The organism is Micromonospora pisi (assembly GCF_003633685.1).
Taxonomy (GTDB): domain Bacteria; phylum Actinomycetota; class Actinomycetes; order Mycobacteriales; family Micromonosporaceae; genus Micromonospora_G; species Micromonospora_G pisi.
This window is the reverse complement of the sequence record NZ_RBKT01000001.1, coordinates 2,207,370-2,229,284: the sequence shown is the minus strand read 5'-3', so window position 1 is coordinate 2,229,284 and position 21,915 is coordinate 2,207,370. Positions and strand designations below refer to the sequence as shown.

17 protein-coding genes and 1 riboswitch are annotated in these 21,915 nt (G+C 71.6%); of the genes, 5 read left to right on the top strand and 12 right to left on the bottom strand.

Going from position 1 to position 21,915, the window contains the following annotated elements; all coding sequences use genetic code 11:
• Positions 1–66: 66 nt before the first annotated feature.
• Positions 67–495, bottom strand: a complete 429-nt coding sequence (locus tag BDK92_RS08825; protein WP_121156278.1) for a hypothetical protein — start codon at positions 493–495, stop codon at positions 67–69.
• Between the two features lie 173 nt (positions 496–668).
• Complete coding sequence (locus BDK92_RS38890; protein ID WP_170208527.1) at positions 669–812, bottom strand: hypothetical protein; 144 nt, start codon at positions 810–812, stop codon at positions 669–671.
• A 487-nt stretch (positions 813–1,299) separates the two neighbouring features.
• Between BDK92_RS38890 and BDK92_RS08820 the strand changes: the two genes are divergently transcribed.
• A complete protein-coding gene (locus BDK92_RS08820; protein WP_121156277.1) occupies positions 1,300–1,668 on the top strand; it encodes an STAS domain-containing protein in 369 nt (122 codons plus the stop codon).
• Positions 1,669–1,841: 173 nt separating this feature from the next.
• Here the strand turns inward: BDK92_RS08820 and surE are convergent, their stop codons facing one another.
• The gene (surE, locus tag BDK92_RS08815) at positions 1,842–2,663 is read right to left on the bottom strand and encodes a 5'/3'-nucleotidase SurE (RefSeq protein ID WP_342775811.1); all 822 of its coding nucleotides are present in this window, start codon (positions 2,661–2,663) and stop codon (positions 1,842–1,844) included.
• Between the two features lie 8 nt (positions 2,664–2,671).
• The gene (locus tag BDK92_RS08810) at positions 2,672–3,649 is read right to left on the bottom strand and encodes a 1-phosphofructokinase family hexose kinase (RefSeq protein WP_211349144.1); all 978 of its coding nucleotides are present in this window, start codon (positions 3,647–3,649) and stop codon (positions 2,672–2,674) included.
• A gap of 213 nt (positions 3,650–3,862) precedes the next feature.
• On the opposite strand from BDK92_RS08810, the gene BDK92_RS08805 reads away from it, so the two are divergent.
• Complete coding sequence (locus BDK92_RS08805) at positions 3,863–4,312, top strand: SRPBCC family protein (RefSeq protein ID WP_121156274.1); 450 nt, start codon at positions 3,863–3,865, stop codon at positions 4,310–4,312.
• A gap of 55 nt (positions 4,313–4,367) precedes the next feature.
• Here BDK92_RS08805 and BDK92_RS08800 read toward each other — a convergent pair whose 3' ends face one another.
• On the bottom strand, positions 4,368–6,194 hold the full coding sequence (locus BDK92_RS08800) for a carbohydrate-binding module family 20 domain-containing protein (RefSeq protein ID WP_121156273.1): 1,827 nt from the start codon (positions 6,192–6,194) through the stop codon (positions 4,368–4,370).
• Positions 6,195–6,366: 172 nt separating this feature from the next.
• Here BDK92_RS08800 and BDK92_RS08795 point away from each other — a divergent pair, with 172 nt between their 5' ends.
• The gene (locus tag BDK92_RS08795) at positions 6,367–7,164 is read left to right on the top strand and encodes a GNAT family N-acetyltransferase (RefSeq protein WP_121156272.1); all 798 of its coding nucleotides are present in this window, start codon (positions 6,367–6,369) and stop codon (positions 7,162–7,164) included.
• A 106-nt stretch (positions 7,165–7,270) separates the two neighbouring features.
• On the opposite strand, the gene BDK92_RS08790 is transcribed toward BDK92_RS08795, so the two are convergent.
• Complete coding sequence (locus tag BDK92_RS08790) at positions 7,271–7,603, bottom strand: YnfA family protein (RefSeq protein ID WP_121156271.1); 333 nt, start codon at positions 7,601–7,603, stop codon at positions 7,271–7,273.
• A 110-nt stretch (positions 7,604–7,713) separates the two neighbouring features.
• Entirely contained in the window at positions 7,714–10,728 is a 3,015-nt protein-coding gene (locus tag BDK92_RS08785; protein WP_121156270.1) for a glycosyl hydrolase, read from the bottom strand.
• Between the two features lie 944 nt (positions 10,729–11,672).
• Here BDK92_RS08785 and BDK92_RS38350 point away from each other — a divergent pair.
• On the top strand, positions 11,673–12,281 hold the full coding sequence (locus BDK92_RS38350) for a hypothetical protein (RefSeq protein WP_147456943.1): 609 nt from the start codon (positions 11,673–11,675) through the stop codon (positions 12,279–12,281).
• 91 nt (positions 12,282–12,372) lie between these two features.
• On the opposite strand, the gene BDK92_RS08775 is transcribed toward BDK92_RS38350, so the two are convergent.
• From BDK92_RS08775 to BDK92_RS08765, 3 genes are all read right to left on the bottom strand, one after another.
• Positions 12,373–13,452: a coiled-coil domain-containing protein gene (locus BDK92_RS08775; protein ID WP_211349584.1), complete on the bottom strand. Its 1,080-nt coding sequence runs from the start codon at positions 13,450–13,452 to the stop codon at positions 12,373–12,375.
• 16 nt (positions 13,453–13,468) lie between these two features.
• A riboswitch (cyclic di-AMP (ydaO/yuaA leader) is annotated at positions 13,469–13,599 on the bottom strand.
• A gap of 238 nt (positions 13,600–13,837) precedes the next feature.
• On the bottom strand, positions 13,838–14,758 hold the full coding sequence (locus BDK92_RS08770) for a cation diffusion facilitator family transporter (protein ID WP_121156267.1): 921 nt from the start codon (positions 14,756–14,758) through the stop codon (positions 13,838–13,840).
• Between the two features lie 90 nt (positions 14,759–14,848).
• Positions 14,849–17,410 carry an ABC transporter permease gene (locus BDK92_RS08765; RefSeq protein ID WP_170208526.1) on the bottom strand — a complete coding sequence of 854 codons (2,562 nt, stop codon included), beginning with the start codon at positions 17,408–17,410 and terminating at the stop codon, positions 14,849–14,851.
• Positions 17,411–17,553: 143 nt separating this feature from the next.
• Here BDK92_RS08765 and BDK92_RS08760 point away from each other — a divergent pair, with 143 nt between their 5' ends.
• Positions 17,554–18,540 carry an SMP-30/gluconolactonase/LRE family protein gene (locus tag BDK92_RS08760; RefSeq protein ID WP_121156265.1) on the top strand — a complete coding sequence of 329 codons (987 nt, stop codon included), beginning with the start codon at positions 17,554–17,556 and terminating at the stop codon, positions 18,538–18,540.
• A 31-nt stretch (positions 18,541–18,571) separates the two neighbouring features.
• On the opposite strand, the gene BDK92_RS08755 is transcribed toward BDK92_RS08760, so the two are convergent.
• Both BDK92_RS08755 and BDK92_RS08750 read right to left on the bottom strand, forming a co-directional pair.
• Positions 18,572–20,689, bottom strand: coding sequence for a HelD family protein (locus BDK92_RS08755; protein ID WP_121156264.1), 2,118 nt, complete (start codon positions 20,687–20,689; stop codon positions 18,572–18,574).
• 235 nt (positions 20,690–20,924) lie between these two features.
• Positions 20,925–21,890, bottom strand: a complete 966-nt coding sequence (locus BDK92_RS08750; protein ID WP_121161844.1) for an alpha/beta fold hydrolase — start codon at positions 21,888–21,890, stop codon at positions 20,925–20,927.
• Between the last annotated feature and the right edge of the window lie 25 nt (positions 21,891–21,915).

Below are 21,915 nucleotides of genomic sequence, written 5' to 3'. Positions count from 1 at the left end.
AGCTGGTGGGCGACAACCACACGGTCGTCAGCTGCCCGGCCGGACTGCCCGACCGGAGCGGGTGGTTCAGTTCATCCGTACGCTGGCGTTCGGCGGGGGGCTCAGCTCGACGAACTCCACGCCTTCGGACGTACCCGGCTCGTCGCCCTCGCGGGCGATCATCGCTCGGGCCGCCGATCCGGCGGCCCAGCCGAGGGCGGCGCCGATACCGGCGGCGCCGATGATCCAGAGCCAGGGCAGTCCCGGTCGGCGTCCGGCCAGCGCGGCGGAGGCGGCCGTGGCACGTCGCCACGCCTCGTCCTTCACCGAACTGACCCGGTTACTGGCTCCGTCGGCGAGGTGTACGGTGCCCCGCCGGGCGGAGTGGGCGGTGTGCCGCGCGGCGTCCCGGACGCTGTCGCCGGCGGAACCGAACGTGGACTGTAGGTGCGCCCACGCTTGATCGGTGATCTTCTCCGGCTTGCTCCGATGCGCCACCAGGTTGGTTCCGAACATCGTGGTACCTCCTCGGATGCCGAAAGCAGCGGGCACTTCGGACAGAGCCATCTGTTCGGCGCGGTTTCCGTTGTGCCTCCGAGGTGCCCGGACAGGTTCGGCGGCAAACCCGCTGTCATGTACCAGAGTGGCGGCAGTGTCGGGTCGGGGGCGGAGTTTGCCGTATGACGGGTTTAGCGGATCAGGACAATCGACGTACCACGGGCGAAATCGTCGTCGTCATCGTCGTCGTCATCGCCCCCGGATCCGAATCCGCAGGCCAACACGAGGGCGAGCAGGGCACCGACGCCAGCCAGGCCGAGCAACCGCTTGAGCATGGTGAGTCCTCTCTCGGTGTGCGCGCGTACCAACCGAGCCCCCGACTCTAGGTCCCCCCGTCCAGCCGGCCTCGGCGAAGGAAGGGCCCCTTGTTAACGCTATAGCGTTAACAAGGGGCCCTTCCTTCTGTTGGGGTGCGGCGACGCGCCGGGGGGAGGGCGACGCGCCGGGGCGGGTTATGGCTGGTGGCGGGTGGGGTAGGGGCAGGAACCGGGCACCCGGGCAGGAGTCGTACGTCGCACCCGCCCGCGCCGGCGCCGCCCCTGCCGAATCGGGGGATACCCTGATGGCCGGACGGTGCTGCGGCTGGCATCCTGAATTGTGAGAACATATGCTGTCGAATGACCGGATAGGGACCGTTTTGTCGGACCGGCCGCATAGATTGCCCAGCCGGAGGGGTGGCGACCGAGGCCATCCGAGGAATACTCTCGGTCGCGGCCCGCGTACTGATGAAGCGCCCAGATCTGGGCGAGTGGAGGTGCTCGCGTGAGCCTGTCGATCGCAAAGTCGATCCTGCCTGGTGGAGTCGTGGAGATCGCCCCACGCGGCGAGATCGACGTCGACACCGCGTACGAGGTGCGCGAAGCAATTGTCGGCCTGCTCGCCAAGGGGCGACCGCCCCGGATCGAGCTCAACATGCGACTGGTCAGCTTCATCGACTCGGTGGGAATCAGCGCCATGGTCGCTGGTTTCCAGACCGCCGAGGTCAGCGGTGTGAAGCTGGTCGTCACCGAACCGAGCCGGTTTGTCCACCGGCAACTCTGGGTCACCGGGTTGCTCGGCCTCTTCGGTGCCCCCGAACCGTACTTCTCCGGAACGGCACCGGCACCGGAACCGCAGCTCCCCAGCGCCTGAGTTGATCTACCCACCGTCACCGGCCGCCAGGGACCAGCGCGGCCGGTGACGGACCCAGGCTCCCGCCCGTGACGCATCCCGGGCCGCCCCGCAGTGCAACCGCCCCCGCGTTCAACCGCCCCCGCGTTCAGCCGTGCCCGGATCAGCGCGTGCCCGGATCAGCGCGTGCCGGATCAGCGCCGGTCGAACGCCGCCAGGTCGGAGAGGTCCACCTCGGTCGCCTCGCTGATCGCCCGCACCGCGGTGACCGAGGCGTAACCGTCGGCCAGCCAGGCCACATCGGTGCCGGGCCGCACCGGCTCGTTCGACTCCTCCAGCGCGGTCCGGACAAAGCCCCGGCCGGACTCGGCGACCGTCATCTGCACCTGGCCGAACCCGGCCAGCGAGCCCATTCGTACGCCGCGCAGTTCCTCGTACGGCAGGTCCGGCGAGTTGACGTTGAGTACCGCCGATCGTGGCCCCGACGTGAGCCGGGGCAGCAACTCCACCGCCACCCGCGCCGCCGTCACCCAGTGTCGCGCCTCGTCGTCGAACCGCCCCGACGAGGCCACCGCGGCACCGCCACTGCCGGCGGTTCCCTGGCTCGCCGAGAGTACGTCGAGCGAGACCGCCATGGCGTGACAGCCGTTCGCGGCGGCGGTGAAGGCGGCCCCGACCGTGCCCGAGTGCAGCACCGCCCGCCCCACGTTCGCGCCCCGGTTCACCCCGGAGAGGACCAGCGTCGGTGGCGGTCCGAACGCGCCGTGAAGGGCGATCAGCGTGATGAAACCCGGCGAACCGGCCACCCCGTACGCGGGAATGCCGTCGAGATCCTCGACCGAATGCTCCTCGACGACCACCCGGCCCTCCCGCTCCACCGCGATCATCGCCGCGCTGGTGCCGCTCGCCTCCTCGTTCGGCGCCGCCACCACCACGTCGTACCCCTGGTCGGCCACGGTCCGGGCCAGCCAGCGGATCCCCGGCGCGGCGATCCCGTCGTCGTTTGTGATCAGCACCCGGTCCGTCATGCGGTGGTCGCCCGTCCGGCAAGGTCGTCCGGCGTCATCCGGTCCTGCCGGGCCGTTCCGACCGGGGCCAGGCGGACCCGCTCGACCAGGCCGGCGATCGAGTCCGGTCGGCCGGTCCCGAGCCCGTGCCGGGTCACGTTCAGTGCGCCGGCCGCCGCCCCGGTACGGATCGCCAACTGGAGGTCGCCACCAGCGGCGAGTACGGACGCCACCCCGGCGGTCATCGAGTCGCCGGCACCACGCGGGTCGGCGACCTGCAAACGGGGCATGTGCACCTCGTACACCTCGCCGTTGACCAGGGCCAGGGCCGGTTCGTCGGCTCGACTCACCACCACCGACTCGGCGCCGGTGGCGTGCAACTCGTAGAGGACCCGGGTCAGCTCCTCACTGCTGTCGGAGCTGGCCAGGCCGTCCCGGAGCAACTCCTCGTGGCTCACCTTCAGGAAGGAGACGCCGCTGTCGAGCACCGCGCGCAGGTGCTCGCCGGACAGGTCCGCCACCACCCGGCTGCCGTTACCGCCCAGGTCGGCGGCGAGGCGGCGGTAGACGTCCGGTGGCGCCAGCGACGGGTCGCCCGGTCCGCTGAGCACACTGACCGACGCCCGCAGCCCTTCGCCGAGGGTCAGGTTGTAGAGGTCGTCCAGTTCGTGCCGGGTGAGCGGGTGACCGGGCACGTCGACGATCTCGTCCCGCCGGCCGTTCCGCCGATCGTGCACGTAGCCGCCGCTGCTGGAGTCCCGGTGCACGACCTTCAGCTCGACCCCCTCGCTTGCCATCAGTGGTTCCAGCACCTGGCCGATCTCGCCGCCCAGGCTGGCGCAGAGCACCACCCGGGTGCCAAGGCAGGTGATCATGCGCGCCTGCCACACCCCCTGGCCTCCCGGATGCAGGTGGATCTCCGGTTCGTCGCTGGTCTGATCGATGGTGACCGTCAGTTGTGGAGCGGGCGCGAAGACCATGACGTGGGCATTCATGCCTTCTACTTTCCCTATCGGATGGTCGGCAGGTAGCCGATTCGCGAACATCGCTTGACCAACGGGCCCGGTTCGGCCACTGAACGCCGTACCGGTCGGGGACTGTCGCGAGGGTCGTTCGCGTGTTCCACTGTCCGGCATCGATCGATGCCCGCCGGCGAGTATTGATCGATACCCACGGAGGAGTCGGCCCAAGCCCATGGAGGCGACCCGGTGACGAAGCAGGATGTCTTCCAGTACACGGTGCAGGCGAAGTGCGGCCGGGGGGAGGCGGTGCGGCTGCTCACGGACCTGGCCGCGCAGGCGGACCTGCACCCGCTGATCATCCGGGTCCAGCCCCGGCCGCCGAGACCTGGCGCGTTGCGGAGCTACACCATCTCGGACCGCCTCGCCTGGGGCCCGGTACGGTTCCGGACCACCTACCAGGCGGACGTGCTGAGTGCGACCGAGGACGAGGTGGTGACCGTCGCGAGGCAGTGGCCGAACACCACCCTGCGCAACCACGCGCGGCTGCGCTCGGACATGGACGGGGTGACCACGATCGACGTACAGATCACCCTGGCGGCGCCGGCACCACTGTTCGCGTACGCCTTCCGGCAGGCGCGTACGGCGCACCTGGCGCTTGGTGCCCGACTGCGCGACACGCTCGACGCCACCGGTTAGGAAGGGCCCCTTGTTAACGCTATGCGTTAACAAGGGGCCCTTCCTTACACCCCGATCAGCGCCAGGTGTCGGTCCAGGTGCCGGTGCAGGGGGCGTAGGTCGGGGGATTGCGGGTGCGGTTGGGGTCGCTCTCCCAGAGAACCTGGGCGCCGTCCTTCTTGATGTACTTGTACTGCACCGGCGCGCTCGGCGGCAGGTTCACCGAGGCCCGCCAGACCGGGTACGTCGCCGAGGAGAGCGGGACCGCGTTCGCCGGGTCCCAGTTGCCGAGTGCGGCGGTGTTGCCGGTGACGTAGACGTTCTGCCCCCAACTGGTGGTCGCGTTGACCTCGAAGGTGACCGTGGTGACACCGGCGCAGAGGCCGGGTGGCGGGGTGTTGGTCCGGGTCGGACTCGACGTCGCGCCGGTACGCGCGTTCACGTGCAGGGCCAGTGCCCCGTTCGCCGGCACGGTGGCGGTGAACCGGCCGGCGGTATCCACCTGGTACCGCGCCCCGGTGCAGGTGCCGGCGGAGTGGTCGCCGGACATGACGTCGCAGTAGGTGCCCGCCGGCAGACTGCTCTGGAACGTACGGCTGAGGGCGGAGCCGCTGCGGTTGAACGCCACGTACGCCAGGTTGCCGCGACCGAAGCCGATCTGCTGGGAGCCGTTGCTCCACCAGTTGGTGACCGGCGCCCCGGCCGAGGTGTTGCGCAGTCCGACCATGTTCGTGGTGGTGCGCCAGCGGTGTTCGCAGGCCCAGCCGCTGGCGCAGTTGACCGCACTGGTGGTGCCGGAGCCGTTCGCCGGCGGGCCGGCCTCCGGATCGGTGAAGGTGAAGCCGGACATCACCTGCGGCACCCCGTACGGCCAGGCGATCATGAACGCCTCCGCCAGCGCGTACGACGATCCGTCCTGGTAGGTCAGCTTCGCCCGACCGTTGCGCTGGGTGTCGTGGTTGTCGATGAACGCCACCGCGTCACCGGAGCCGAGCCGCATCGACGAGGCGAGGTTGTTCAGGTTGGCCAGGTTGCCGTCGCGGAACGCGGTGCCGACCACGTCGCCGTACCGGAACTCGGTCACGTCGCCGATGCCCGCGTACTCCTCGGGGGTCGGCTCGCCGGAGCCGCCCTCGATCACCTCGGAGAAGACGTAGGGGTCGCCGGTGACCGGCCCGACGATCGCCGCCAGGTCCGCCGCCGGCAGGTGCTTGGCCGCGTCGACCCGGAAGCCGTCCACGCCGAGCGAGACCAGGTCATCGAGGTACGCGACCAGCTTGCCGCGCACGTACGCCGATTCGGTCCTGAGGTCGGAGAGGTCCACCAGTTCGCAGTTCTGGATCTCCCAACGGTCGTTCCAGTTGACGATGTCGTCGTTGCCGTTGCGTCCGCAGTGGTGGAAGTCGCCGCTGCCGTACGGCACCGCCGGATATCCGAAGTGGCTGTACGCGGAGCCGCCGCTGCCGGACCCGGTCGACGCCCCGCCGGCCATGTGGTTGACCACCGCGTCGACGTAGATCTTCACACCGGCGTTGTGGCAGGTCTGCACCATGCTGGCGAAGCCGGCCCGGTCTCCCCGGCGGCTGGTCAACTGGTAGCTGACCGGCTGGTAGTCCTGCCACCACGGGTGTCCCCGGCCGGGCAGTACGACATGCTCCTGCGGCGGGGAGACCTGCACCCCGCCGAAACCCTTCGGCCCGAGCACGGTGGTGCACTCGTTGGCGATCGAGGCCCAGGGCCATTGGAAGAGGTGGACGATGACGTCCTTGGCGCCCGGACTCGCCGGGCTCGCGGTCGCCCGTACGGAGGGGCGGGTCACCGTGCCGACGAGGAGCGCGGCGACCAGCAGAGCGGTGCTGAGCAGGGCGGTGGCGACGGTGGTGGGGGTTCTTCGGACACCCATGGTGATCCTTCGGGGGTGAGCGACGCGGGGACGGGGGATCGACCTCGCCGGACCCGTCCGGCGAGCTGGCGTCGTGTTACGGATCGAGTAACAATTTACGCCGGACTATGTCTGGAGGGGAGATGCGGCATCCGCCCGACATCGACCGACATGTCCCCCGTACCCTGCGGAGGTGAACAGCTCGTACGTCGGCGCAAGCGATCCGACCAGCGCGGACGCCGCAGCGGCAGCGTGGTTCGTGGCCATGCGCGCGAAGATCGACGCCGTTGCGGGCGCCCACGCGCAGCAGGGTGCCGGTGGCGTCCACCGTTTTGTGAGCGGGGTGCGGATCCCGTCCGGCAACGGCGTCTTCATCGAGGGGACCGATCCGGACCTCCGGCAGGTCGCGGCCTTCGCCGACGAGATGCGCGGCGGAGAGCTGCCCTGGTCGATCCAGGTCCGGGGCGAGCCCGGCCCGGAACTCGCCCGGCTCGCCGCCGGCTACGGCCTGACCGCCAGAGCGCACAGCCCGCTGATGACCCGGGGCGCCGGCCCGGTGCCCCACGCGGTCCCGGCCAGCGGGGCCCGGGTACGCCCGACGACCGGTGCGGACGCCGACGTCTACGGCAACCTGATCGCCACCGCGCTGGGGCTGCCCCGCCCGGCGATCGGCGAGTTCGCCTCGGCACCGCTGCTGGACGCCCCCGGCATGACCGGTTACCTGGTCGAGTGGGACGGTGTGCCGGCCGGCACCGGACTCGGCACCCACCTCGGTGACCAGTTCGGCGTCTACAACATCACCGTTGCGCCGACGTTCCGCCGCCGTGGCTTCGCCCGCCTGGTCAGCGAGACCGTGCTGCGCGACGGGTTCGCCGCCGGGGCCCGGGCCGCGTTCCTGCACACCACTCCCCACGCCCAGCCGCTGTACGAGTCACTCGGCTTCCGTACCGTCGAGACCTGGACCTACCTGGTCCCGGAGCCACGCGGCTAGCCCGTCGCCGCTCACTCCTCGAGTGCGTACCCGTCCAGACGCCTGCGGCGTTAGGAAGGGCCCCTTGTTATACAAAAAGCGATAACAAGGGGCCCTTCCTTACACCTCAGCCGCGGGGGGCGTACATGATGATGGCGACGCCGATCAGGCAGACGGCGGCGCCGGTGAGGTCGTAGCGGTCCGGGCGGAACCTGTCGACGATGACACCCCAGGCCAGTGACCCGGCGACGAAGAATCCGCCGTACGCGGCCAGCACCCGGCCGAAGTTCGGGTCCGGTTGGAAGGCGGCGACGAAGCCGTACCCGGCCAGTGCCAGCACTCCGGCGGCGACGAACAGCAGGCCCCGGTGTTCGCGTACGCCCTGCCAGACCAGCCATGCCCCGCCGATCTCGGCGACGGCGGCGAGCAGGAACAACAGCAGCGAACGGGCGACGGTCACAGCCGCCATTGTCGGCTGGCCGTGGCGCACGGACGGCGGTGGGGCCCGCCGCCGGACACGTCGCGCGTGTCGGGGACGGACCCCCCCCTTCCGTGGGAAAGATCAGCCGGTCACGTGATCGTGAACGGGACGGTGACGGTCGACTGGCGGCCCTCGGCGGCGGTCGCGTTGACCCGTACGGTCGTCGCGGCGTTGCCGATCGCGTTCCAGACCTCCAGTTTCACGCAGCCGTTCGCCAGCGCCGCGAAGCCACCGGTGGCGGTCTTCACCCCGGCCGCCTGGGTGTACGTCTCGGTGCCGACGACCGGGTCGGTGGCGAAGTAGTGGTACGTCTCCACCCGGCTGTAGTTGCCCGAGCCGGTGAAGTCGTACGAGACCCTCGCCTGGATCCCGGCACCGACGGCGCCGCCCGCGTCGACGTGCAGCGCGAACGCGGTCGCACCCGAGTTGTACGGGCCGGTCAGCCCGCACACGGTGTGCACCACCGGGTTGTGCGGGGTGCCGTCCCAGTTGCCGTTGGCGGCGGTGATCGTGGTGGTGGTCGCGCCGGTGCCGGCGGCACCGGCGAGCGCCCCGGCGGAGCGGACGTAGAGCAGGTTCGACCGGACCACCGGGCCGGTCGGCGTCGGGGTGGGAGTGGCCGTCGGCGTCGGGGTGGCCGTCGGGGTGGGACTGACGGTCGGGGTGGCGGTGGGGTTGCCGATGCCGCCGTTGGCGTTGCCGCCGCTCCAGGTGAAGGCGCCGGTGGTGGCGGTTTTGCCGGCGGCCACGGCCAGGGTGCGGCCGTCGGAGAAGGTCACCGTCATCGGGTTACGGGTGATGTTCGACGCCACGTACGTCCGTACGCCGTTCTTGGTGTAGACGGCGTAGAGCGGGGTGTTCGCGGTGACGGTGGTGTCGACCTGGCCGAGGGCGGCGAGGTTGCGCAGCCAGTGGAACGTGTGCGCCCGGCTCTCACCCTCCTCGATCGGGTAGGTCGGGTTGGCCCGGAAACTCGCCAGCGCGGCGTCGCCGTCCGCGAACGCCCGGAACGACCAGAGCACGTCCTGCCAGACCGTCGGTGGGCCGCCGTTGTTGGTGACCAGCTCGTTCCAGTTGGTGGTGACGTACGCCGGCTTGTAGCCGAGGTAGTTCGAGCCGCCGGTGACGGGCAGCATGTTGATGCCCTGGATCATCTCCGGCTCACCGCTGAACCAGGTGGCGTACGCGCCGCCGTCGCCCCAGACCATGCCGACCGTACGGTGGGCGAAGGCGGCCGGGAAGTTGCTGTCGGAGGAGTCGAACCAGTACTCCTGGATCGCCTGCGCCTGCGTGGTGTAGATGAACAGCCCGGCGTCGCGTACGGCGGTGTTGCCGGTGGCGAGGCCCCACTGGATCAGGGCCGAGGCGAAGTTCATCCCCTCCGAGGAGGACTCCTGGTTGTTGCCGGCCATGAACGAACCGTGCCCGGAGGCCCAGTCGTGTCCGGCGAAGATGTCGAAGTCCCGCAGGAACGGGAACATCGGGTCGTTGCGGTCGGGGCTGTTCGCGTCCCGGATCAGCAGGTTGACCATGCCGCCGTACTGGCTGGTGGTGGCCCAGGTCGGGTCGAACTTGGCGAGCGTGGCGGCGGCGGCGATGTAGTAGCCGTAGTGGAAGTGGTGGTCGTTCAGTTCCAGGTCGGAGCCGTACGACGCGGGGTAGCCGACCAGCGTGCCCCAGGCCTGGTCGTAGTGGAACACCCGGGCGGTCTTGCCCGGGGTGGCGGTGAACCAGTCGGTGAGCCGGCTCCGGATGGCGTTCAGCAGCAGGTCCCGCTGGGCGGTCCGGCCGAGTTGGTCGGCGATCTCGGCGAGCCGGGCGGCCCGGCCGAGTCCCTTGCCGGTCCAGTAGGTGTCGTTGCCGAAGCCGGCCAGCGGGTCACCGGTCGCGACCTGGTCCAGGTAACCACCAAGGGTGGCGAGGTCGGCGCCGCTGGAGGTGGCGACCGCGGGGATCTCGGGCAGCACCCCCTGGTAGCGGATGTTGGTGCTGAACGAGGCCGCGCCGACCAGCGTCTTCATCGGGCCCCGGGGGGAGATGTAGGTCTGGCCGATCGGGGTGCCGCCGCCGAGGTTCTTCCAGTGGTGCGGATAGAGCGAGACGACGGTGCCGCTGGCGCTGCCCTCGCGGGCGGTGGTGGTGAAGGCGTACGTGGCGGTCACCATGCTGGTCGAGGGGTTGAAGCCCCAGGAGACGCGGGTGCCGGTGACGTGCGCGTGGGCGTACTGGCCGTAGCTGGCGAGCAGGGCGGTCCGGTCGGCGGCGGGGCTGCTCGGAGTGGTCGGCAGGACCGCTACGGAGAAGTAGCCCCGCCCGGCCAGGGTGGAGGTGACGGTGTTGCCGCTGACCGTCCAGGTCGCCCCGGTCGGCGCGTACGCGACGTAGTCGTGTCCCCGTACGGTGAAGCCGAGCCGCCCTGCGGTGTTGGACCAGACGGTCGGCGCGCTGGTCAGGCTGAGCTGGGCGTTGCCGCCGGTGGCCTGGGCGTAGACGAAGGGCAGCCCGTGCCCGATGGTCGTCTTCAGGGTCCGGGTCCCGTCCGACCAGTACGGCGTGACGGTCCAGTCGCTCCAGCCGTCGACCAAGACGGCGGGGGAGTTCAGTCCGGTGACGCCGAGGGTGAAGTCGGCGCTGTAGGTGTAGTGGTATTCGCCGGGGCCGGTCGGTGACCCGGAGATGCCGGCGGTGGTGGTGTAGGAGACGCCGAGCCCGCCGGCGACCGGGTCGTACGAGGCCGGGTGCGCGTGCAGCGGCTCGGAGTAGGCGCAGTCGAGGCGCTTGAAGAGCAGCGAGGACCACCAGTCGTTGGTGGGGACCGCGCCGGCCGGGGCGTTGGCGGTGACGTAGCGCCGGGGGTTGGTGGAGAGGTCGGCACAGCCTGAGGGCGGGGCCGCGCCGGCGGGCCGGGTGGTGGCGTAGCTGCCGGCACCGAGCGGGTCGGCGCCGGCGCCACCGGGTACGGCGAAGGTGAGCCCGCCGACCACGAGCGCCACCGTCGCGGCGCTTGCCAGCGCTCGGCGGCGCAGCGTCGACTGGGCCGGTCGCGGCCGGGTGTCCGGATGGCCGCCGTCGTCGGGTACGACGTGGCGGAGGGACAGGTTCATGGTGCCTCCGGTCGGGGACGGGTCGGTGCGCCGAAGGTTTCGCGCACATTAAGGGGGCGTTGCGTCAGAGCATCAGAGATGGTGGCTGCTGTCAATGTCTTGCCATCTTCTTTGCGGGAGTGGTGGTTCGGTGGGGGATCTCTGTTGACAGTGCCCGGCCCGGAGGGCTAACTTTGAGAGAGCGCTCTCACGACACCGGTAGGCGAGGTGGGGAGCCTCGCCTACCGGGTTACTGTGCGCCAGCGAAAGAGCGCTCTCTGCCACGTGTTGAGGGATCACCCACGCGGGGCAGCCCCTTCGGGTGCGCTATTCCGTCGCTTCGGCAATCGTTTACCTGGCATTCCCGTCGGTCATTCCGAGTCGTCCAAAGTTGCCAAATAAACCGGCCGAGAAAGTGTTATCGGATCAATGGTCGCGCGTCGGCGCGACCGGAGTGCCGGGGCCGTACGGCGAGCCGACCGGGCCGACGTAGACAAGATCACGCCGGGTTTCTGTTACCTGCCGGCGTCCGGGAAGTCTCCTCATGAGGAGGGGCCGCTGGTCCGCTCCGCAGCGGAGCGGCGCCGAGACGACCGGAGGAGTCACCATGCTGGGTACGGGACCCGTGGACTCGGATGTCTGACCTCCAGACCACCGGCCGTCACCACTCCGGTGCTCCGTACCCCGGTGGTTCCGCCGACCCCGCGACCGGCCGGCGGACCCGTGCCGACCGTGTCCCCGTGGAGGTTCCCACCGAACGCTACTGGCCGGCCGTGTCGGCCCCGTCCGAGCGGACGGCGGGTCCGGTCAACCGCCCGTGGTCATCGATCGCTGCCGACCGGACGGGAGGCACGACGTCGGGCGACCCGCTCCAGCCCAGCGTTCCGGTGCAACGGACCTCGCCCTCGACGGATCCCGGGGCCACCCCGGCACCGGCCTCGGTCCGCGACCGGTCTGCCGGTTTGATGTCCGCCCCGGTCCGCGAGCGGTCCGTGGTCTCCTCGGTGGGCGGATCGTCCCCCGCACCGGCCGCCGGCTGGCGCGGCGGCCACCGCCGACCCGCCGGCCGCAACGTGCTCGCCGGGGCGGTCCTCGCGATGAGCGTCGGCTGGGTGGCCGTCGTCTTCGCCGCACCCCACCTCACGCTCGGCCCGGGATGGCGGATGGTCGCGCTCTTCTGTCACCTGACCTGTCTGGTCGTGGGCTTCGGGGCGGTGCTCACGGTGGACTGGTTCAGCCTGCGCTGGCTGCTGCGCCGGGAGCGGATCGGGACCGTGCTGACCACGGCGCGGGGCACGCACCTGCTCATCTGGTTGGGCCTGGTCGGTTTGGTGGTCAGCGGTGCGGCCCTGCGCCCGGACACCTCGTCGGCGCTGGTCCAGATCAAGCTGGTCGCCGTGCTCGTGGTCGGCATCAACGGGCTGTTCCTCGGCCGGGTCAGTGACCGACTCGCGGCCGTGGGCGACGGACCGGTGCCCTGGTCCCGCCTGCTCCCCGCCGCCGTAGCGGCCACCGTTTCCCAACTCGGCTGGTGGACCGCCACCCTCATCGGCTTCTGGAACGCCCAACACTAACCCCCCGCCTCGTCGATCTAGGGCAGATCGTCGTCGATGACGATCCACTCACGCGGATCTGCCCTAGATCGACGAGGGAAGCGGGCGGGGGTCAGTTCACGGAGAGGTGGACGTGGTTGGTGTGGTCGCTGGAGGGGTCACCGCCGCCGTTGTACGCCTTCCAGCCACTGCCGGGTAGCCAGATCTGCTTGAACCAGATCACGTACAGCACTCCGAGGCGGCTGGCGTTCTTGACGAAGTACGCCGCCAGGTTGTTGCCGTACGTCTTGTCGCCGCCGGTGGCGACCCCGCCGAAGCCGCCCGTCTCCGCAGCGAAGTCGCAGGCCCGTCCCTTGGGGTGTTCGCCCGAGCCGCCGCTGCGGAAGCAGGAGACGAAGCGGGTGAAGCCGGCCGCCTTGGCCTGGTTCATCGCGTTGAGGGTGCGCGGGGTGATGCAGCCGGTGGTGGTCGGGTCGTTCACGCTGCACGACTCCTTCGGCCAGGAGCCGTCGGCGTTGCGCGGCGCCGGCTTGGCCGTGGCGGAGGTGGTGCTGGCGGTGACGCCGGCGCTGGCGCCGCCGCTGCCCGCCTGGGCGAGCGCGCGTTCGGCCTGTTGCTTGCGCTTGGCCATGATGTCGAGCTGCTTGCGTTGTTCCCGGATCTCGTTCTCGATCGCCGCCTTGGCCCGCTGTTCCTGGTCGCGGACCTCGATCAGGTTCCGGAGCTGGCGGTCCTCGTTGGCGGCCACCGTGCCGAGCGACGAGGCCCGGTCCAGGAAACCGTCGGGCGAGTCGCTGTTGAGCAGCGCCGTCAGCGGCCCCAGTCGGCCGGTGCGGTACGCCATGCCGGCGAGTTCGGCGACGGTCTGGGTACGGGTGACCAGTTCGGCCTCCAGGGTGCCCAGGTGGGTGGCGAGCTGCTGTTGCCGTTTGGTGGAGTTGTCCAGGGCCGCCTGGGCGTCGAGATAGCCCTTGGCCGCGACGTCGAGCTGTTCGCGGAGGCTGGCGGTGCCGCCCTCGTCGTCGGTGTCGCCCGGGGCGGCGGCGAGCGTTCCCGGGGCGGCGGCGAGGGGGCCGTTCGCGGCCAGTGCGCTGGTGGGGGTGAGGGGGGTGGCCAGCACGGTGAGGGTGATCGCGATCGCCGTCAGGGTCGCGAACCGTGCGGCACGTGGTCGTGGTCGTACGGGCGCCAGGTCTGGCATTTGCTGCACGTCCTTCCGTCAGCCGCCGACCGGGTTAGCTGACGGGTTCGGGACGGAAGATCCCTACCGCTGACGCGGATGCACCCCAATGACGCGATGGTTCCCCGGCTCGCACGTGCGATTAGGCGACGGTCACCGCAGGCGCCGGAGGGCGCCGCCCGGCGGAGACCGGAGCCGAGCCTACCGGCCTGGTCCAGTACGGACAGTGTTGGCGCGGCCGACAGGCGGCGCCACTCGAAGTGATATGTCGGATATAACTAGAAAAGTTCACCCGGTCGGGGGACAAAATTTAAGGACCAGGTAAGCGAAGAGTGGTCGCGTTTCCGAGTCAGGTAAGGACCGTATTCGGGTAGCGGGGCCTACCAATCAGCTGGGCCTACCAATCGGCGGGGCCGCAGCTCTCGCTCGCGCTGCCGGGCTCGACCTGGAGAGTGGCGTGCGCGATGTCGAAGTCGTCGTGCAACGCCCCGCGCGCCGCGGCGAGCACCGCGCCGACCTCGGCGCCGGGGGAGAGCGTCAGGTGGGCCGAGGCGACCTCCATGCCCGAGGTCAGCGTCCAGACGTGCAGGTCGTGCACGTTGGCGACACCGGGTACGGCACAGAGTCGGGCGGCCACCGTCGGCACGTCCAGGTGCTCCGGTGCGGCCTGCACCAGAATCCGGACCGCGGCCCGCGCCAGCCGTCCGGTCCGGGGCAGGATGAACAGGCCGATCGCCACCGCGACCAGCGGATCGGCCCACCACCAGCCGGTGTTCGCGATCACCAGGGCGGCGACGATCACGCCGGCCGAGCCGAGCAGGTCCCCGAGCGCCTCCAGGTAGGCGCCGCGCAGGTTGATGCTCTCCCGCGCGCCGGCCCGCAACAGCCCGAAGGCGACCAGGTTGGCCAGCAGCCCGAGGATCGCCACCACCAGCATCGGCCCGGCCAGCACGGTCGGCGGACGCGCGGCACCGAACCGCAGCGCCGCCTCGACCAGCACGTAGATCGCGACACCGAAGAGCAGCACCGCGTTGGCCAGGGCGGCCAGCACCTCCAGCCGGTAGAGGCCGAAGGTCCGCTGGGGGTCGTCGGTGGCCCGCCGGGTCGCGGTGATCGCGGCGAGCGCCATCCCGATCCCGAGTACGTCGGTGAACATGTGACCGGCGTCGGACAGGAGCGCGAGCGAGCCGGTGGCGAGCGCCGTGACCGCCTCGACCACGGTGAAGACGACGAGCAGTCCGAGGGCGGACCAGAGCCGTCCCCGGTGCCGCTCGCCCGCGCGCATCGTCTGCGCGCCGTGGTCATGACCCGCGCCCACGCACACACCCTCCGCCGCCGGTACCCGCGCGACCCAACATATGCCGACATCCCAATGTGTGCGATTGATTCGGGCCGCCGGGGGCGGGGTTCAGCCCTCCACGCTCATCGCCGCCACGATCGGCGCCCGGGTCGCCCGCCGGGCGGGCAGCAGCCCGGCCAGGAGCGCCGCGCCGCCGGCCAGAGCCACGCAGAGGGCGAGCTGACCCACCGGTACGACCGGCAGCCCGTGCCCGTAACTGTTGATCAGTCCGAGTGCGGCGGTCCAGCCGACGCCGACCCCGAGGACGATCCCGGCCAGCGCCCCGACCAGCGCGATCAGCCCCGCCTCGGCGAGCAGCATCCGGCCGAGTTGCCGCCGGGAGAGCCCCAGTGCCCGCAGCGTCGCGGACTCACGTGTCCGTTCGAAGACCGACAGGGAGAGCGTGTTGCTGATCCCGAAGAGTGCGATCAGCACCGACATGCCGAGCAGCGCGGCGAAGATGCCGAGCAGCTCGTCCAGGGTCGCCGACAGCGCGTTCGCCTGGTCGGCGACGCTGCTCACCCGTACCACCGGGTAGGTCCGGAGCACCCGGTCCAGGGCCTGCCGGCCGGCCGCCGTACCGACACCGGGGGCCAGGTCGAGCAGGAGCTGGTTCGGCGCCCCGGGGCCGTACGCGGCGCTGAACTGGTCCCACGCGACCAGGGCACCGCCGCCGGTCGGGGCGTCGTCGTAGAGCGCCACCACGGTCAGCGCCCCGGCCGGGTCCGGTACGCCGGGCAGGCCCAGCGCGAACCGGTCACCCACCCCGAGCCCCCGGGCCCGCGCCACCGGGCGGCTCACCGCCACCGTGCCGGGGCGCAGATCGGCCAGGTCGCCGTCGGTGACCTCCGGCCGGACCGGCCCGCGCAACTGTTCCGCCGGCACCGACCAGATCCGTACCTGCGGGTCGACCGGGGCCGGCGCGAGCCGTACCTCCGCCACCGTGGCGAACGTCGGCTCGGCCCGGAGCACCCCGGCCAGCTCCGCCGGCAGCTCGCCCCGGGTGGCGCCCGGCGTACCGTCGATCCGGGTCCGGTCGAGCACGAAGTCGACCGGGAAGTTCTCGGTCAGCTCACGCCCGGTCTGGTCCCGGGCGGTCTCCAGCAGCACCGCGAACATCGACATCAGCGCCACCCCGATGGTCAGCGCCATGGTGGTCGCCGCGGCCCGGCGCGGGTTGCGCCGCGCGTTCACCACCGCCAGCCGGGCCACCGGGCCGAAGAGCCGGGCCGGCAGCCAACCGAGCGCGCCGACCGCGCGCGGAACCAGCAGCGGAGCCGCCACCACCGCGCCGAGGAAGACGACCATTCCGCCGCCGAGCACCAGTGGCAGCCCCGGAAAGGCCAGCGGCACCCCGACCAGGATCGCCACCAGCCCCGCCCCGGCCAGCCCGACGGCGACCAGCACCCGGACCCGGCCACGGCGGCCGGACGCGTCGCGCAGTTCGGCGGTGGCGCTGCCGTGCAGGGCCGCCAGCGGTGGCACCCGCCCCGCCCCGAGCGCCGGTACGAGCGCGGCCAGCACCGTCACCACCGTGCCGAACCCGAGTGCCACCGCCACCGTCGGCCAGCGCACCACCGGAGCGTGCAGCGGGATGTCGGTGGCGACCAGCTCCCGCCCCCAGATCAGCCCGTAGCCGACCAGCAGGCTCATCGCCAGCCCGCCGAGCGAGGCCAGTACGCCGAGCGCCACCGCCTCCAGCAGTACCGCCACCCCCACCTGCCGGCGGGACGCCCCGACGCAACGCAGCAGGCTCAGCTCGCGTACCCGTTGGGCGGCCAGGATGGCGAAGGTGTTGTAGATGACGAACGCCGACACGGTCAGTGAGACCACGCCGAACCCGATCAGCACCGCCAGGAAGCCGTCGACGTACTTGCCCGCCTGTTCGGCGAGCTGGTCCCGGAGCCGGTCACCGGTGAGCACCACCAACAGCGGGTCACCCGTCACCCGCGCCACCCGGTCGGCGAGCACCTCCGGGTCGACCCCGGGCCGGGCCCGGACCACCACCTGGGCGTACCGCTCGGTGCCGGTGAGGGCGACCAGGTCGGGACCGGTCAACGCGGCCACCGGGGAGCCGCCGAAGAGGCGGTTCACCCCGAGGTCGAGGACCCCGACCAGGGTCAGCCGGTGCGGCGTACCGGCCTGGTCGAGCAGGCTCACCGGGGCGCCCAGGGCGTACCCCGTGGCGGCCACCGTGGTCTTGTCGACCGCGACCTCGCCGGGCACCGTGGGGAGCCGTCCGGCGGTCACGTCGTACGGGGCGAGCGACGCCACACCGGGCACCGAGAGTCCATAACCGACGTGTCCCTGCTGGGTCAGCAGTCGACCGTCCCGGTCGAGCAGGCCCAGCCAGGCGATCACCCGGCCGTCCACCTCGGCCACCCCGTCGACCGCCCGGATCCGGTTCACCGTCTCGGCCGACACCAGCGTCTCGGCCGGCTCCACCACCACGTCCACGTTCCTCGCCGAGCGGGCCAGGTCGTCGTAGAACGCGGCCCGCGCGGTGTCGCCGTAGACCAGGGTGCCGGCCAGGAAACCCACTCCGACCACCACCGCGAAGGCGGTCAGCAGCAGTCGTACCGCGTGCGCGCGCAGCCCGGCGACGGCCAGGCGCAGCAGTGGCCAGTTCACGCCACAGTCTGACGTGATCACCACCGCCCCTGGAAGCGGAGCGGTTGTCAGGTAGCGGACAGCGGGGCGACCGGGCACCATCGAACCCGGTACCGACCGACATCAGCCGATGCCCGCCGGACTGGCGGGGGAGGAGATCGAGGATGCGAGTTCGACCCCGTACCACCGTCCTGTCCGTCGCCGTGGCGCTCGCCGGCACCCTGGCGGCGGCCGCCCCGGTCAGCGCCGCCCCGGTCGACACCGGGCGCTCCGCAACCGCGTCGACCCGGCCCGGCACCCTGTTCCCGACCACGTTCGCCCTGCCGGACGGGTTCCAGCCGGAGGGGATCGCGATCGGGGCCCTGCCGTACGCCTTCTTCGGTTCCCGGGCCACCGGCGCCATCTACCGGGTCAACCTGGTCACCGGGCGGGGCGAGCAGATCAACGCCGGTTCGGGCACCCCGTCCCAGGGCCTCAAGGTGGACCTGCGCGGGCGGCTCTTCGTCGGCGGCGGGAACAGCACCACCGGCGCCGCCGCGAAGGTGTTCAACGCCTTCACCGGAGAACTGCTGACCACCTACCAGTTCAACAACGTGCCGAGCTTCGTCAACGACGTGGTGCTCACCCCGGACGCCGCCTGGTTCACCGACTCGACCAACCCGGTCCTCTACAAGCTGCCGCTGAACCGGTGGGGTGGCCTGCCGGACGCGGACGAGACGGTCACGTTGCCGTTGACCGGCGACATCGTCTACGGCGCCGGGATCAACGCCAACGGCATCGAGACCACACCGGACGGTCGCGGCCTGCTGGTCGTGCAGTCCGGCCCCGGCCTGCTCTTCCGGGTCGACCCGGCGACCGGGGTGGCCCGGACCGTCGACCTCGGCGGCGAGGTGCTGACCAACGGCGACGGGCTGCTCCGGGACGGACGCACCCTGTACGTGGTGCAGAACCGGCTGAACACCGTCTCCGTCTTCGAGCTCGACCGCGCCGGCACCAGTGGACGGCTGGTCGAGCGGGTAACCTCCGCCGGTTTCGACGTACCGACCACCGTGGCCGCGTACGGCAACCGCCTCTACCTGCCCAACGGCCGCTTCACCACCCCGCCGACCGCCACCACCCCGTACACCGTCACCGCCATCCCCCGCCCCTGAGATCCGTACCGCTGACCCTCCGGCAGGAGGGTCAGCGGGTGGGGTCGATGGTGGTCAGGCGCTGGGTGGCCCGGGACAGGGCCACGTAGAGGGTGCGTACGCCGGACTCGGAGTCGGTACGGATCTCGGTCGGGGCGAGCAGCACGACACCGTCGTACTCCATGCCCTTCGCCTGGAGGCTGGTCACCACCTGGAGTCGGGGGCCGGCGAGGTCGGCCAGCCAACCGCTGACCTCGTCCCGGCGCGGCACCGGTGTGATCACGCCGACCGTTCCCTGCACCTCGCCGAGGAGTTCGGTGACCGCCCGTACGGTCGCCCCGGGCAGTTCACCGGCGGACACGGTCAGTTCGACCGGCTCGATCCCGGTGGTCCGTACCGCCGTCGGCAGCGCGAGGTCGGGGGCGACCTCGCGGATCACCTTGGCGGCGACCGCGAAGATCTCCGCCGGGTTCCGGTAGTTGGTGGAGAGGGTGTAGTCGTGCCGGGCCCGGCGGCCGAGCGCCTTGTCCCGGGACTGGGCCAGTTCGCGCGGGTCGCCGGTCCAGGCGGTCTGCGCCGGGTCACCGACCACCGTCCAGGAGGCGAGCCGGCCGCGCCGGCCGAGCATCCGCCACTGCATCGGCGAGACGTCCTGCGACTCGTCGACCACCACGTGGGCGTACTCGCGGTAGTCCTCCGGCCGTTCGGCGGCGTGGGCCCGGGCGGCCCGCTGCCGGTCGGCGTACGTGCTGACCTCGCGTACCCCACCGGCGAGCAGGAACGGGTCCCGTCGTCGCTTGGCCGGCCGCATCGGCTTGCCGAGCAGTTCGTCCAGTTCGTCGAGGATGGCGACGTCGGCGATGGTCGGCCCGTCGGCGTCCAGGTTCTGGTACGACGCGCTGAGCGCTCGGATCTCCCGGTGCGAGAGGAGCCCTTCGGCGTACCTGCGCAGCCGTTCCGGCTGGCTCAGCCAGCCGAGTACGTGCCACGGGTGCAACCGGGGCCACCAGGCGCGGATGAAGTCCCGGAATTCGCCCCGTTCGGCCAGGTCGTCCTCGAAGTTGGCCTTCTCCGGCAGCCGCCCGACCGGCGCCCGCTGCACCTGCGACCAGAGCGCCTGGAAGAGTCCGTCGATGCCGGCCCGGCGGACCTCGTTGCGCCGGGCGCCCCGGGGCAGCGCCCGGGCCCGGATCCGGTCGAGTTGGGTGGCGTCGAGCCGGAGCAGTTCGCCCCGGTAGAGCAGGCGTAGTTCGGTGGGGCCGCCCGGGACCGCGTCGTGGGTGGCCCGTTCGAGCACCCGGCGCATCCGCAGTGAGCCCTTGATCGCCGCGACCGCCGCCGAGTCGGTACGGGTGGCGACCACGCCGGGGAAGAGCGAGCCGAGGGAGTGCAGGGTGGCGGTCTCCTCGCCGAGCGAGGGCAGCACCGAGGCGATGTACTCGACGAAGACCCCGGACGGCCCGACCACCAGTACGCCGCCGCCGGCGAACCGGTTCCGGTCGGAGTAGAGCAGGTAGGCGGCCCGGTGCAGGGCGACCGCGGTCTTCCCGGTGCCGGGTCCGCCGGAGACGATCGTGACCCCGCCGGCGGGGGAGCGGATCGCCTCGTCCTGTTCCCGCTGGATGGTGGCGACGATGTCGCGCATGCCGCGCCCGGTCGCCTTGGCGAGGGAGGCGAGCAACGCACCGTCGCCCACCACCCGCATGCCGCTGGGGGCGGCGCCGGGGTCGAGCAGGTCGTCCTCGATCCGGGTGACCCGCTCGTTCGCGGACTGGATCATGCGTCGGCGTACCACGCCCTGCGGGTCGGCGGCGGTGGCCTGGTAGAACGCGGCGGCGGCCGGTGCCCGCCAGTCGATCACCAGCGGTTCGGATCGTTCGCCGCGTACGCCGAGCCGGCCGACGTGCAGCACCTGTCCGTCGCGCAGGTCCAGCCGGCCGAAGACGAGTCCTTCGTGCTCGGCGTCGAGGGCGTGTCGGCGCCGGGCGGCGTGGAAGACCATCGCGTCCCGCTCCACCAGCGCGCCGAAGTTGCCCACCCGGGCGAGTTGGTAGCCCTCCTGCTCAGCCTTGGCGGCGGTCCGGCGCAGCTGGGCCAGCCGGGCGTAGACCAGGTCGAGATGCCGCTGCTCGGCGGCGATCTCCTGTTGCAGGGTGGTGAGGTCGGTCAACGTGCAGACTCCCGGGTGGTTGGTTGTGTCGACGCGGCGCCCGACCCCGGCCGGCGGTCGGGCGGGCGTGCGGCCGCGCAGGGTGGCCAGGTAGCGAGGGTACGGGTTGCCGTCCGGTCGCTTTGCGCCGATCGGCCGATCGGGTCCGCTGCGGTCACCGTGTCGGCCATCGCGGTGGTCCGAATCGGGTGCCGAATCCCCACCCGGATGGGCCTGTCGTGCCCGTGCCGGATCGTCAGGCGTGATTCCCGACGTGGGCCCGGCGGCGCCCGTTGCCGGGTTGTCGGGGGGCCGGGGTACGGGCGAGGGCCTGTCGGACCACCCCGAGCAGGGCCGAGTTCACCTCGTCGGGACGTTCGAGGGGGAGCATGTGGCCGGCGCCCGGGCAGACGGTCAGCTCGGTGGCCGGGAGCGCCTCGACGATCGACTCGGCGCAGCGCGGCGGGGTGAGCCGGTCCCGGTCACCGACCAGGGCGGCGACCGGCAGGTCACCGAGGCGGGTGAGGGTCTCCAGTCGGTGTTGCCGGCCGACCGAGGCGCGGAGCCCGCCGATCGAGACCAGTGCCGCGCGGGCCACCGCCGAGGTGGTGAGGTCGAGGTCCTCGGCGGCGCAGTCGTCGCCGAAGAGGAGCCAGCGGATGGCCGGCCGCAGCGCCTGGAGCACCGGCCCGGGGGTGCGCAGACCACCGCAGCGGGCCAGTACGCCGGCGCCGGTGGTCTCGGCGAGCCGGACCAGCCAGGTGAGCCGGGTGGGCAGTCCGTAGCAGGTGTGGGTGTGTCCCTCGGCGGTGGTGGCGACGAGGACCAGACCGGCCACCCGGGCGGCGAAGTCGTCGGGGTGGCGGTGGGCGTACTCCATGATCGTCATGCCGCCGAGGGAGTGGCCGGCGAGCACCACCGGCCCGGTCGGCGCGATCGTGTCGAGCAGTTCGGCCAGGTCGTCACCGAGCCGGGCCAGGGTGGCGGTGCCGAGGGCGCTCACCCCGGATCTGCCGTGCCCACGGGCGTCGTAGCCGATCACCCGGACCGAGTCGCCGAGCGCGCCGGTCAGCGCGGTCACCTGCCGGTGCCAGGTCTGGTGGTCGAGGTTCCAGCCGTGCAGCAGCAGTACGGTTACCGGCGCGCTGGTCGGCCCGGCCTGGGTGACGTGGAGCCGGAGTCCGTCGGAGAGGGTGACCGAGCCGGGCGTACGGGCGGCCAGGAGGGTGGGCCGGAGCGGGTCGGCC